This is a genomic window from Microbispora sp. CA-135349 (assembly GCF_050947365.1).
Classification (GTDB): domain Bacteria; phylum Actinomycetota; class Actinomycetes; order Streptosporangiales; family Streptosporangiaceae; genus Microbispora.
Genome location: NZ_CP192001.1, coordinates 8031505 through 8043834, shown reverse-complemented (window position 1 = coordinate 8043834; position 12330 = coordinate 8031505). Strand labels below are relative to the sequence as shown.

14 protein-coding genes and 1 riboswitch are annotated in these 12330 nt (G+C 70.1%); of the genes, 9 read left to right on the top strand and 5 right to left on the bottom strand.

Features of this window, described 5'->3' with window-relative positions:
• Positions 1-4 precede the first annotated feature (4 nt).
• The 3 genes from purQ to purS all read right to left on the bottom strand — a co-directional run bounded on the left by purQ (position 5) and on the right by purS (position 1728).
• Positions 5-688 (bottom strand): phosphoribosylformylglycinamidine synthase subunit PurQ, encoded by a 684-nt coding sequence (gene purQ / locus ACQPZZ_RS37005; RefSeq protein WP_363647868.1) that lies wholly within the window; start codon positions 686-688, stop codon positions 5-7.
• Between the two features lie 170 nt (positions 689-858).
• A complete protein-coding gene (locus ACQPZZ_RS37000) occupies positions 859-1308 on the bottom strand; it encodes an ATP-binding protein (RefSeq protein WP_432926789.1) in 450 nt (149 codons plus the stop codon).
• A gap of 174 nt (positions 1309-1482) precedes the next feature.
• The gene (gene purS, locus ACQPZZ_RS36995) at positions 1483-1728 is read right to left on the bottom strand and encodes a phosphoribosylformylglycinamidine synthase subunit PurS (RefSeq protein ID WP_363647866.1); all 246 of its coding nucleotides are present in this window, start codon (positions 1726-1728) and stop codon (positions 1483-1485) included.
• Between the two features lie 343 nt (positions 1729-2071).
• On the opposite strand from purS, the gene pdhA reads away from it, so the two are divergent.
• The 7 genes from pdhA to ACQPZZ_RS36960 all read left to right on the top strand — a co-directional run bounded on the left by pdhA (position 2072) and on the right by ACQPZZ_RS36960 (position 8973).
• Positions 2072-3163 carry a pyruvate dehydrogenase (acetyl-transferring) E1 component subunit alpha gene (gene pdhA / locus ACQPZZ_RS36990; protein WP_432926787.1) on the top strand — a complete coding sequence of 364 codons (1092 nt, stop codon included), beginning with the start codon at positions 2072-2074 and terminating at the stop codon, positions 3161-3163.
• Positions 3160-4134, top strand: a complete 975-nt coding sequence (locus tag ACQPZZ_RS36985) for an alpha-ketoacid dehydrogenase subunit beta (RefSeq protein ID WP_432926785.1) — start codon at positions 3160-3162, stop codon at positions 4132-4134. The genes pdhA and ACQPZZ_RS36985 overlap by 4 nt, the downstream gene beginning before the upstream one ends.
• 16 nt (positions 4135-4150) lie before the next feature.
• Positions 4151-5545, top strand: a complete 1395-nt coding sequence (locus ACQPZZ_RS36980) for a dihydrolipoamide acetyltransferase family protein (protein ID WP_432926783.1) — start codon at positions 4151-4153, stop codon at positions 5543-5545.
• Positions 5546-5616: 71 nt separating this feature from the next.
• On the top strand, positions 5617-5775 hold the full coding sequence (locus tag ACQPZZ_RS36975) for a hypothetical protein (protein WP_432926781.1): 159 nt from the start codon (positions 5617-5619) through the stop codon (positions 5773-5775).
• Complete coding sequence (locus ACQPZZ_RS36970; protein ID WP_432926779.1) at positions 5772-6623, top strand: hypothetical protein; 852 nt, start codon at positions 5772-5774, stop codon at positions 6621-6623. Before ACQPZZ_RS36975 ends, ACQPZZ_RS36970 begins: the two co-directional genes overlap by 4 nt.
• Positions 6624-6796: 173 nt before the next feature.
• Positions 6797-7090: a Dabb family protein gene (locus ACQPZZ_RS36965; RefSeq protein ID WP_363647854.1), complete on the top strand. Its 294-nt coding sequence runs from the start codon at positions 6797-6799 to the stop codon at positions 7088-7090.
• 371 nt (positions 7091-7461) lie between these two features.
• Positions 7462-8973: a sodium:solute symporter family protein gene (locus ACQPZZ_RS36960; protein WP_363647852.1), complete on the top strand. Its 1512-nt coding sequence runs from the start codon at positions 7462-7464 to the stop codon at positions 8971-8973.
• A gap of 132 nt (positions 8974-9105) precedes the next feature.
• Here the strand turns inward: ACQPZZ_RS36960 and ACQPZZ_RS36955 are convergent, their stop codons facing one another.
• Positions 9106-10929 carry an acyl-CoA dehydrogenase gene (locus ACQPZZ_RS36955; protein ID WP_432926776.1) on the bottom strand — a complete coding sequence of 608 codons (1824 nt, stop codon included), beginning with the start codon at positions 10927-10929 and terminating at the stop codon, positions 9106-9108.
• Between the two features lie 146 nt (positions 10930-11075).
• Positions 11076-11147, top strand: a riboswitch (guanidine-III (ykkC-III) riboswitch).
• Positions 11148-11152: 5 nt separating this feature from the next.
• Between ACQPZZ_RS36955 and ACQPZZ_RS36950 the strand changes: the two genes are divergently transcribed.
• Positions 11153-11398, top strand: a complete 246-nt coding sequence (locus ACQPZZ_RS36950; RefSeq protein ID WP_363647848.1) for a CBU_0592 family membrane protein — start codon at positions 11153-11155, stop codon at positions 11396-11398.
• 41 nt (positions 11399-11439) lie between these two features.
• Positions 11440-11817, top strand: a complete 378-nt coding sequence (locus tag ACQPZZ_RS36945; RefSeq protein WP_432926774.1) for a VOC family protein — start codon at positions 11440-11442, stop codon at positions 11815-11817.
• 2 nt (positions 11818-11819) lie between these two features.
• Here the strand turns inward: ACQPZZ_RS36945 and ACQPZZ_RS36940 are convergent, their stop codons facing one another.
• Positions 11820-12269, bottom strand: a complete 450-nt coding sequence (locus tag ACQPZZ_RS36940; protein WP_363647844.1) for a hypothetical protein — start codon at positions 12267-12269, stop codon at positions 11820-11822.
• Positions 12270-12330: the final 61 nt, after the last annotated feature.

The window sequence follows — 12330 nt, the reverse complement described above, 5'->3', positions numbered from 1 at the left end:
CCGCTCATGCGTTAACCAGCCGCTTCAGAATCGAGGTGAAGAAACCGCGGCCGTCCACGCTCGGCGCGCCGGTCAGGTCCTCGACCGCGTGCTCGGGATGGGGCATGAGGCCGACGACGTTCCCGGCCGCGTTGGTGATGCCCGCGATGTCGTTGAGCGAGCCGTTCGGGTTGCTCCCGGCGTAGCGGAAGACCACCCGCCCTTCGCCCTCCAGCTCGGCCAGCGTGGCCGCGTCGGCCACGTAACGGCCCTCGCCGTGCTTGATCGGCAGCACGATCTCCTGCCCGTCCGCGAAGTCCGCCGTCCACGCCGTACGCGTGCTCTCCACGCGGATGCGCTGGTCGCGGCAGATGTAGTGGAGACCCTCGTTGCGGGTCAGCGCGCCCGGCAGCAGGTGCGCCTCACAGAGGATCTGGAAGCCGTTGCAGGTGCCGAGCACGGGGAGTCCGGCCTGCGCGGCCGGGATCAGCTCGGTCATGAGAGGGGAGAACCGGGAGATCGCCCCGCAGCGGAGATAGTCTCCGTAGGAGAACCCGCCGGGCAGGAAGACGGCGTCGACATCCTTGAGGTCGTGATCGGCGTGCCACAGGGGCACCGCCTCCGCTCCGGCCAGCCGTACGGCTCGCGCGGCGTCCTGGTCGTCGAGTGTTCCGGGGAAGGTGACGACGCCCACCCGGGCAGCGCTCATGACAGTTTTCCTTCCAAGGCGCACGCCACCGTCATCTGGCCGGACGGCGGTCTGTGGCGGTACACCTCAGAGTATCGGAGCCACCAAATCGGCTCCCCAGGCGGAGGCCCGATTCCGATCACCCGTCACGCCGGGTCTCCCAAGCCCGGCGCGACGTGAAGCCGAGGCCCTCAGACTCCGGCGAGGTGGCGATCGAGAGTGAGGTGATGGGCGATGGCGTCCTCGTCCCAGTCGAGCTCCTTGCACAGGCGCACGATCGTTCCGCGCCCGGGCGTGATGTCGAACGAGAGATCGTCCACGACGGCACGCATGATCAGGATGCCCCGGCCGTTCTCGGTCTCCGCCGGCGGATACTGCCGGGGGATCATGTGCAACCCCTCGCCCTCGTCGGCGACGCGCAACTCACAGCGGCCGTTTCCTATGGTGGCCATGACCTCGTAACGGTTGGCGGGACCACCGTGCCGCACCGCGTTGGCGCACGCCTCGGACGTGGCCAGGAGTATGTCGGACACGCACTCCTCGGTCACCCCTAGAGACCGGAGCGCGTCTCCCACCACCCGGCGCACCATCGGGATGCCGATCGCGTCCCGTGGCATCGCCAGTGAGAACTCAATATCCACCGGACCCCTCCCCGGTGTCGAAGGTCACCAAGGTAGGCTTCCCCGATGAATCAGGGCTAACCGCAAAATCACGTCCCCGTTATTCAGGGCGCACCGGATAGGCGGGTTCGAGACGGACCGATGCCCGATCAGGGGTGGAAATGCCGAGGCAATAGTGGTGTGTAATGCGTCACTTCACCCCTCGACGTGGATCGAGAAGTCCTCGATGACCGTGTTGGCCAGCAGGGTTTCGGCCATCTTTCGGACTTCCGAAAGTGCGGCCTCGTCGGCCGGGCCGTCCAACTCCACCTCGAACCGCTTGCCCTGCCGCACGCTCGACACCCCGGAGAAGCCGAGTCGCGGCAGCGCCCGGGCGATCGCCTGGCCCTGCGGGTCGAGGATCTCCGGCTTGAGCATGACGTCGACGATGACGCGCGCCACGATGGTCCTCCAATTGGGATGGGCCGCCACTGCGATGGGCCGCCGGGTTTCGGGTGGGTCCGCTTGGGTCAAGCCTAGTGGCGTGCCGCCGGAGCGCCCGCGATGGGCTCGCTCCCGGCCGGGGACGCGCGCGGCGCGCCGCACCGGGGGGTGTGGCGTCTTACAGTCCGGGAATCGGAGAAGTGTGGACGGGCGGGCGGGTCTTGCGCGAAGGGGTGTGACTTCTGCCACTATGTCCGCATATGCGCCCGGTCGCCCACCCCAGCGGCCGTACGCGAGACGACCCGGCCTTGTCGCGGGGGTGACCCCACCCGCGGGGGCCCGAGACGCACAGGAGTGGCACGTGACAGCCGACGCCCCTCGCGGTGTAGACGCACCCCCGGAGCTCGTCCAACTGCTCTCCCCGGAAGGGGAGCGGATCGAGCATCCCGACTACGACATCGAGCTGACCGCGGAGGAGGTCCGCTCCCTCTACCGTGACCTGGTCCTCGTCCGCCGCATCGACCTGGAGGCCGTCGCGCTCCAGCGGCAGGGAGAGCTCGGAATCTGGGCGTCCCTGCTCGGGCAGGAGGCCGCGCAGATCGGCTCGGGCCGGGCGCTGACCGACGCCGACATGGCCTTCCCCACCTATCGCGAGCACGGCGTGGCCTGGTGCCGCGACGTCGATCCGGTCAAGCTGCTCGCCCTGTTCCGCGGCGTGAGCAACGGCGGATGGGACCCGGCCGAGCACAACTTCCACCTCTACACGATCGTCATCGGCTCCCAGGCGCTGCACGCGGTCGGGTACGCCATGGGCGTCCAGCGCGACGGCGCCGAGGCCGCCACGATCGTCTACTTCGGCGACGGCGCGACCTCCCAGGGCGACGTCAACGAGTCCTTCATCTGGGCCTCGGTGTTCAACGCCCCCGTCGTGTTCTTCTGCCAGAACAACCAGTGGGCCATCTCCGAGCCGCTGGAGAAGCAGTCGAAGATCCCGCTCTACAAGAGGGCGTCCGGCTTCGGCTTCCCCGGCATCCGGGTGGACGGCAACGACGTGTTCGCCTGTCTCGCCGTCACCCGCCGCGCGCTGCGCAACGCCCGCGAGGGTCAGGGGCCGACGCTGATCGAGGCGTTCACCTACCGGATGGGCGCGCACACCACCTCCGACGACCCCACCCGCTACCGCCTCGCCGACGAGCTGGAGGCGTGGAAGCTGAAGGACCCCATCGAGCGGGTCAAGGCGTACCTGTTCAAGAACCAGCTCGCCGACCAGGAGTTCTTCGAGAAGATCGACGCCGAGGCCGACGCGCTCGGCAAAGACGTGCGAAGCCGGTGCCTGGCGCTGCCCGATCCGCCGCCCCGGGCTATCTTTGATCACGTGTACGCCGGCGCCCACGCACTCCTCGACGAGGAACGCGAGCAGTACCTGACCTACCTGGCGGGGTTCGAACGATGACCACACTCACTCTCGCCAAGGCGTTGAACGAGGGCCTGCGCCGTTCGATGGAGGACGACCCCAAGGTCCTCGTGATGGGGGAGGACGTCGGCAAGCTCGGCGGCGTCTTCCGCGTCACCGACGGCCTGCAGAAGGACTTCGGCGAGGACCGCGTGATCGACACGCCGCTCGCCGAGTCGGGCATCATCGGGACGGCCATCGGCCTGGCCCTGCGCGGCTACCGGCCGGTCTGCGAGATCCAGTTCGACGGGTTCGTGTTCCCCGCGGCCGACCAGATCATCACCCAGCTCGCCAAGATGCCGCTGCGGTCGCTCGGCACGCTCAAGCTGCCGGTCGTCGTACGCATCCCCTGCGGCGGCGGCATCGGGGCGGTGGAGCACCACTCCGAGTCGCCTGAGGCGTACTTCACGCACACGGCGGGCCTGCGGGTGGTCGCCTGCTCGAACCCGGTGGACGCGTACACGATGATCCAGGACGCCGTCCGCTGCGACGACCCGATCATCTTCTTCGAGCCGAAGCGCCGTTACTGGGACAAGGCCGACGTCGACCTCTCCGCCCCCGGCCTGCCGCTCGACCGCGCCCGCACCGTACGGCAGGGCCGCGACGTCACGCTGGTCGCGTACGGGCCGATGGTGAAGACCTGCCTGGAGGCCGCGGCGGCGGCGGAGGAGGACGGGCGGGACATCGAGGTCGTCGACCTGCGCTCGCTCAACCCCCTCGACGTGGACGTGCTGACCGAGTCCGTGGCGCGGACCGGGCGATGCGTCGTCGTCCACGAAGCCCCCGTCTACACCGGCTTCGGGGCCGAACTGGCGGCGCGCATCACCGAGCGCTGCTTCTACAGCCTGGAGGCGCCGGTGCTGCGGGTGGGCGGATTCTCCACGCCCTACCCGCCGTCCCGGCTCGAGGACCACTACCTGCCCGACCTGGACCGCGTGCTCGACGCCGTGGACCGCTCGTTCGCGTACTGAGGGGGAGGGACTTCTCATGCTCCGTGAGTTCAGACTCCCCGACGTGGGCGAGGGGCTGACCGAGGCCGAGATCGTCAAGTGGCACGTCGCACCGGGCGACGCGGTGAAGATCAATCAGACGATCGTGGAGATCGAGACGGCCAAGGCCGTCGTCGAGCTGCCGTGCCCGTACGAGGGCACCGTCTCCGCGCTGATGGCCGGCGAGGGCCAGACCGTCGACGTCGGCGCCCCGATCATCGCGGTCGAGGACGGCGCGGGCGGCGAGGGCGGTGACGGCGCCGGCGCGGGCCGTGCGGCGCTGGCCGCCGACCTGGTGCCGGTCACGGGCGACGGCGCGGCGCCGGTGAAGGAGGAACGCCGGCCGGTGCTGGTCGGGTACGGCGTCAAGACGAGCGCCACCCGCCGCCGCCCCCGCAAGCAGGCGGCGTCCGCTCCGTCCGCCGTGCCCGTCCCGGCGTCGCCCGTTCCCGCCCCGTCGGCTCCCGCCCCGGCCGCTCCCGTTCCGCCGGGCGCGGTCCAGGCCAACGGCTCGCCGGCGTCCGCACGGGCGCGCGTCCTGGCCAAGCCGCCGGTCCGCAAGCTCGCCAGGGACCTGGGCGTCGATCTGACGGCCCTCACGGGCAGCGGACCCCAGGGGTCGATCACGCGGGCGGACGTGGAGGCGGCGGTGGCGGCGCCCGCCGCCGTTCCGGCCGCCGCGGGGCGGGAGACCGGGGCACGGGAGGAGCGCATCCCGGTCAGGGGAGTCAGGAAGGCGACCGCGCAGGCGATGGTGGCCAGCGCGTTCTCGGCCCCCCACGTGACCGAGTGGCTGCAGGTCGATGTGACCGAGACGATGGAGGCGGTGCGGCGGCTGCGTACGCTGCCCGAGTTCGCCGAGGTCAAGGTCTCCCCGCTGCTGCTCGTGGCGAAGGCCCTGATCACCGCCGTGAAACGGCACCCGATGGTCAACGCGACGTGGACCGGCGAGGAGATCGTGGTCAAGCACTACGTGAACCTGGGCATCGCCGCCGCCACCGATCGCGGGCTGATCGTGCCGAACGTCAAGGACGCCGACGCGATGTCGCTGCCCGGGCTCGCCCGGGCGCTCGGCGAGCTCACCGAGCGGGCGCGGGCGGGCAAGTGCCAGCCGGCCGAGCTGAGCGGCGGCACGATAACGATCACCAACGTGGGCGTCTTCGGCGTCGACGCGGGCACGCCGATCCTCAATCCCGGAGAGGTGGCGATCCTCGCCGTGGGCCAGATCAGGGACATGCCCTGGGTGGTCGACGGGCAGCTCGCGGTCCGCAAGGTCACCACGCTGGCGCTGTCGTTCGACCACCGCGTGGTCGACGGCGAGCTCGGCTCGTACGTCCTGCGCGACGTCGGCGCGATGCTGGAGGATCCCCTCCGCATGCTCGCCTGGAGCTGAACGGGGAGCACGCAAGTCGGATGCAAGGTTCGAACCAGTGAGGTTCAAGCTCGGATTTCTAGCGTTCGCCTGTGATCCTCATCCTGAGCGACCGGCGGGACGTCACCGTGCGCCGCGTCCTCCCGGAGATCGAGCGCCCGGGCGCCCCCGCGACCTGGTGTGACAGCGCTGAGCTTTCCCCCAGGTCGCGGGTGACGGCGTCCTTCGCCGGCGGCCGGCCGCCGGCATGACGGCCGTACCCGTGAGCGCGGTCGCCGCGGTCCTCGCCGATGCCGTCGAACTGCTGCGCGACCTGCGCCGCAGCCGTACGGCCGGGCCGGCGGCCGGGTCCGCCCCGCCCGGCGACGGCGAGCCCGCTGCTCACCGGGCCGCCGGATACCTGGTCACGGTGGATCGGGTGCGCCTGCGCGTCGCCGAGGCGCTCATGCTGCCGCCCGGGCGGTCGTACGGCGATCGTGCCGAGCGGTGCCCGCTCGACGAGATCGTCGATCAGTGCCTGCTGATGAACGAGACGCTGGAGGACGGCGAGCCGCTCGACGACGCCGACCTCCGGGCCGCCGCCGAGGAATTCCGCGCCGGCCACGGCCTGCGCGACCGCGCCTCAACCCTGGCCTGGCTGGCCCAGACGCCGTTGTCCGGCGACCAGTTCGAGGCGTTCATCGCCGGGATCGCGCGGCGGCGGCGCTTCCGGCGGCGAATGGAGGCCGAGCTCGCGCCGGGCCACCTCGCGGCACACCCCTGCGACTTCGGCCGCGTACACGCCCTGTGGGTGACGGGCTCGCAGCCGGTGAACGGGGAGCTGCTGCGCGGCCTGGGCGGTCTGATCGGCTGCGGGGAGGCCGTGGTGACGGTGGGCGAGCGGTGGGCCAGGGACCTGCCCGCGCCCCTGCGGCACGCCCCGCACGACACGCTGATCGGCCCGACGGCGTACGGCGACGGCTATCTGACCGGAATCGTGCTGGAGCGCCGGACGGCGCGGGACGACACGGAGACACTGACCGCGGCGGGCGAGGCCGCCTTCCGCGAATGGCTCGCCGCACGGCGCAGGCGGGCCTCCGTCGAGTGGCACTGGCTATGAGGACACGAAACGCCGCATCTTCCGCGCGAGGTTCCCGTGTCGCGAGGTTCCTGTGTCGCGGGGCACCGGCGTCCGCGGGGCGCGGTCCGCTTCGGGGACGTGGGGGATGAGAAGATGAACGCCGTCACGGCGCGGCCATGGGGGCCGCGTGAGGCTCGTCCCAGGGGGAGTGCATGTTCCGCCACGTTGTGCTGCTAAAGTGGACCGATGACGCCACCGAGGAGCAGCGTGCGGAGGTGGCCAGGCGTCTGGGCGGGCTGCCGGACGTCATCCCCGAGTTGCGCGCCTACCGGATCGGCCCGGACGCCGGCGTCAATCAGGGCAACTTCTCCTTCGGCGTGGTCGCCGACTTCGACTCCCCGGAGGACTACGTCGTCTACCGGGACCACCCGGCCCACCGGGCCGTGATCGACGAGTGCATCACCCCGATCCTCGCCGCCCGTGCGGCGGTGCAGTACACCCTCTGAGGGCATGCCAGGTCGGAGGGCGGGCGGGCAGCGCCCCTCGTCCTCCGTCCGCGTACGTGCAGTGCCGGACGATCACCGATGCCAGGCGGTGACAGGTCCGTTGTGTGCCGCTTGCTGGAATCTCATTTCGCCGCACACTTTCACCCCCCGGCCTGCGTGAGGGCAAGGCCGTTCCCGATAACGATTCAGATACGCGAAGCTAGTTCATGAATATGAACCTGCTGTGACCTGCGCCACGGCCTCGACCTGCCCTCGTGTACGTCCGTGACCTGCGGACCCGCCATTGACGACGGCCGGGAGGCGGGCGCATCGTAACGAGGCCAGGCGGTTGTCGGTCCGGGTGCCGCCGTTCACCCGGAGGTACGACGCGCGTGAACCATTTGGACTGGTACGTTCTCGGCGCCTATTTCATCGTCATGGTGGCGATCGGCGTCTACTCGCACCGGCGTATCGGCAATATCAGTGACTTCTTCACCGCCGGGGGCAAGATGCCCTGGTGGCTGGCCGGCATCTCGCACCACATGTCCGGCTACAGCGCCGTCATGTTCACCGGGTACGCCGGCATCGCCTACCTCTACGGCGTCACCTCCTACGTCACCTGGGCGTTCCCGATCGCCATCGGCGTCGCGATCGGCTCGGTGCTGTTCGCGCCGCGGCTGAACCGGATCCGGTCGAAGCTCAGGGTCAGCTCCCCGCTGGAATTCCTCGCCAGGCGGTACAACGTGCCGACCCAGCAGGCGCTCGCCTGGTCCGGCGGCCTGCTGAAGATCGTGGACGTCGGCGCCAAGTGGGCCGCGATCGCCACCCTGCTGTCGACGTTCACCGGACTGTCGCTCAACCAGGGCATCCTGATCACCGGCGTCGTCACCGCCGTCTACTGCACGGTCGGCGGGCTGTGGGCCGACGCGCTCACCGACTTCGGGCAGTTCGTCATCCAGCTTCTCGCCGGTGTCGTGATGCTCTTCGCCGTCCTCGCCAAGCTCGGCGGCATCGGCGCGGTGGGCGACATGTGGGACCGGCTCCCGCCCGACCACGCGAACCCGCTCAACGGCCCGTTCACCGTGACGTTCCTGCTCGCGTTCCTGTTCATCAAGACGTTCGAGTACAACGGCGGCATGTGGAACCAGGCGCAGCGCTACATGGCCGCGCCGACCGCGGCGCAGGCGGCCCGCGGCGCCCGGCTGTCGGCCGTGCTGTGGGCGGTCTGGCCGCTGCTGCTGTTCTTCCCGATGTGGGCCGCGCCGCTGCTGGTCCACGCGACCAAGCCGGACGCGAGCGACTCCTACGCGCTGCTGACCACCCAGCTCATCCCGCACGGCCTGCTCGGCCTGGTGATCGCCGGCTTCTTCTCGCACACGATGGCGATGGCCTCCTCCGACGCCAACGCGATCGCCTCGGTGTTCACCCGCGACGTGATCCCGGTGCTGTCCCGCGCGGCGCGGGCCTGGGACACCCGGGCAGGCCTGGTCGCGGCCCGGGTCACCACGGTCGCGTTCATCGCGCTGTCGATGGCGGTGGCCACGCAGGTCAACAGCCCGGTGCTGAAGGACATCATCACGGTCGTCATCAAGTGGGTGGCCGGGCTCATGGGGCCGATCTCGATCCCGCTGCTGCTCGGCATGCTGCCGTTGTTCCGCCGCTCCGGCCCCACGGCCGCGCTGGTCTCCTGGGCGGCGGGGCTGTTCGTCTTCTGGCTCACCAACTACGGCATCAGCGGCCTGTCGACCGCCGTGTCCACGGCCGCGCCGGTGGCCACCTCGCTGGTGCTGTTCACCCTCATCGGCCTCATCCGGCCGGAGAACACACCCGAGCGCGAGGAACTGCTCCGCACCGTCAACACCGACGATGACGGCGCCGCCCGGCCGCTCCCGGCGTCCGCCTGACGGTCCGCGACCGCTGGGAGCGTTCCTCCCCTGACCGCCGCACCGCCTCCCGCGTTCACCTGACCGGCCCGGGGGCGCGGTGCGGCCGCCGCACCAACTCGTGGGCGGCGGCCGTCCTAGACCAGAACCGGATCAGAAGGACTCTTCAGGCAGTTCCATGAGGTCCTGGCCGGTGGCGGCGAGCACGCGACGCTCGGCGGCCAGCCGGGGCAGCACGGTCTGGGCGAAGAACGCGGCCGCCGCGACCTTGCCCGTGTAGAACGCCTTGTCCTCCTCCGAGGCGGACAGGGCGTTCAGAGCGACCCCGGCCTGGCGCAGCAGCAGCCAGCCCAGGACCAGGTCGCCCAGAGCCAGGAGGAACCTGGTGGTGTTGAGACCGACCTTGTAGACCTCCTGCGGCGTCTCCATGGAGGCGATCGCCCAGCCGGCCATGGTGTCGGCCATCGCCTTGACCTCGTCGGCCGCCTCGTCGAGCAGGCCGCGCTCGACCTTCAGTCGTCCGTTGCCCGCCTCCGAGGCGGCGAACGCCTTGATCTCGCCGAGCAGCGACCCCAGCGCCGCGCCCTGGTTCTTCAGGACCTTGCGGAAGAACAGGTCCTGGCCCTGGATGGCGGTCGTGCCCTCGTACAGCGAGTCGATCTTCGAGTCGCGGATGTACTGCTCGATCGGGTAGTCCTGCAGGAAGCCCGAGCCGCCGAGGGTTTGCAGCGAGCGGGCCAGCATCTCGTACGACCGCTCGGAGCCGACGCCCTTGACCAGCGGGAGCAGCAGGTCGTTGAGCGCTTCTGCGGCCTCGTCGCGGCGGCCCTCGAACTCCGCGATCTGGATCTGGTCCTGGATCGTCGCCGTGTAGAGGACCAGCGCCCGCATCGCCTCGGCGTACGACTTCTGCAGCATGAGCTCGCGGCGTACGTCGGGGTGGTGGGTGATGGTGACGCGCGGCGCGGTCTTGTCGCCCGAGCGGGTGAGGTCGGCGCCCTGGACGCGGTTCTTCGCGAAGTCCAGCGCGTTCAGATAGCCGGTGGACAGTGTGGCGATGGCCTTGGCCCCCACCATCATGCGGGCGTGCTCGATGACCATGAACATCTGCCGGATGCCGTCGTGCACGTCGCCGACCAGGTAGCCGATCGCGGGGTGCTTCTCGCCGAGCGTGAGCTCGCAGGTCGTCGAGACCTTCAGGCCCATCTTCTTCTCGACGTTGGTGACGTACACGCCGTTGCGTTCGCCGAGCTCGCCGGTCTCGACGTTCACCAGGTATTTCGGCACGAGGAACATCGACAGCCCCTTGGTGCCGGGCCGGGCGCCCTCGGGCCGGGCCAGCACGAGGTGGAAGATGTTCTCGGCCATGTCGTGCTCGGCGCTGGTGATGAAGCGCTTGACGCCCTCGATGTGCCAGGTGCCGTCGGGCTGCCGGATCGCCTTGGTGCGGCCGGCGCCGACGTCGGAGCCCGCGTCGGGCTCGGTGAGCACCATGGTCGCGCTCCAGCCCCGCTCGACGGCCAGCTCGGCGAACCGCTTCTGCTCGGGGGTGCCGAGGTCGTGCAGCAGACGGGCGAAGGCCGGGCCGCAGGCGAACATCCACACGGCGGGGTTGGCGCCGAGCACCATCTCGGCCATGGCCCATACGAGGCTGCGCGGGGCGGGCGTGCCGCCGAGCTCCGGATTCAGTTCCAGGCGCCACCACTCGGCGTCCATCCACGCCTTGTAGGAGCGCTTGAAGCTCTCCGGCATGGTCACGCTGTGGGTGGCGGGGTCGAAGACGGGCGGGTGGCGGTCGGCGTCCTCGAACGATTCGGCGATGGGGCCGGTGGCGAGCCGGTTCACCTCGTCAAGCACGCTTCGCGCGGTGTCCTCGTCCACCTCGGCGAACGGTCCGGTGCCGAGGATCTCCCCGCGCCCGAACACCTCGAAGAGATTGAACTCCACGTCGCGGAGGTTGCTCCTGTAGTGACCCATCTCTGTGCGCTCCTAGAACCGAACCCGGGGGTAACGTACTGGTCGGTAACTCTAAACCGAATGCTACCTGCGGGTAACCGGAGTTATCCATGGTCTGTGCCACAGATCGCACTGAATGGTGAGGCGTGACCGGTATGGTCATGGTGAGAGGGCCGTGATCCGCGGCCCTCCCGGACGAGGAGCCCGCCGTACCCGGCCCAGCGAAGACGGTGGGCGGAAGGACATGGACCAAGTTCTGCAGATCGTCGGCGCCGTCCTCATTCTCGGCGCGTTCCTGCTCTCCCAGATGAACGTCCTCGACAACCGCTCGAAGATCTACCTCGTGCTCAACCTCGTCGGTTCCGCGGTGCTCGCGTGGCTCGCGTACGCGGACGACGACTGGGGATTCCTGCTGCTGGAGGGGGTCTGGGCCATCGTGTCCGCGGTCGGCCTCGTCCAGGCCCTGCGGCCGCGGCGGACGGCAGCGTAACCTGCTTGACACTTTCACCGGTGTCGGGGTTGGCTGGGCGCGTGATTGAGATCTACACGATGACAGTCGACTGCGCCCAGCCGTACGAGCTGGCCCAGTGGTGGAGTGAGGCCCTGGGCTGGCCGCTCGTCGACTCCGAGCCGGAGGACGACGAGGTCATGCTGGACCGTCCCGACGGCCCTCCACACCTGCTTTTCATCCAGGTGGCCGAGGGCAAGACGGTCAAGAACCGCCTGCACCTCGACGTCACTCCCACCGGCGACCGCACCCGCGACCAGGAGGTGGAACGGCTGCTCGCGCTCGGGGCCAAGCCGTACGAGGACCACCGCACCCCGGAGGGCGCCGGCTGGGTCACTCTGCTCGACCCCGAGGGCAACGAGTTCTGCGTCTGCCGGAGCGCGGCGGAGCGGGAGGCCTGACCTCAGGCGCCCTTGGCCCGGCCGCGCATCGAGAACGTGAGGATGCTGGTGATCACCAGCACGAGCGCGCCGCCCCACAGAGCGTCCCAGGCCGAGCCGAAGACGCCCTCGCGGTCGATCACGAGCTGCACCGGATACATGAGGGCCGCCGCGCCGAGTCCCGGATAGAGCGAGAAACGCCAGGGGTGGCGCAGCGCCCAGAGACGGGCCTGCCGGGTCACCCGGTCGCCGACGTCCGGCTTGGAGATCGCGCCGATCGCCGCGACGAGGGCGAACACCGTGATCCCGGCGCACAGTGCCCAGGTCAGGTCGGCCGGGCCGGGCAGGATGACGCCCAGGAGGAAGCTCGTGGCCGCGACCGCCCCACCGGACGTCGCCGCGGCTCGCCAGGGCGCGCCGCGCAGGGCCGCGCCGGCCAAGGACATCTCGTCCATGCGGGTCAGTTCGTTCATGACTTCAGCGTGCCTGTTTGGGCGTTTCTGCGGCATCGGGGAAGACCCTGAGCCGCCCCTG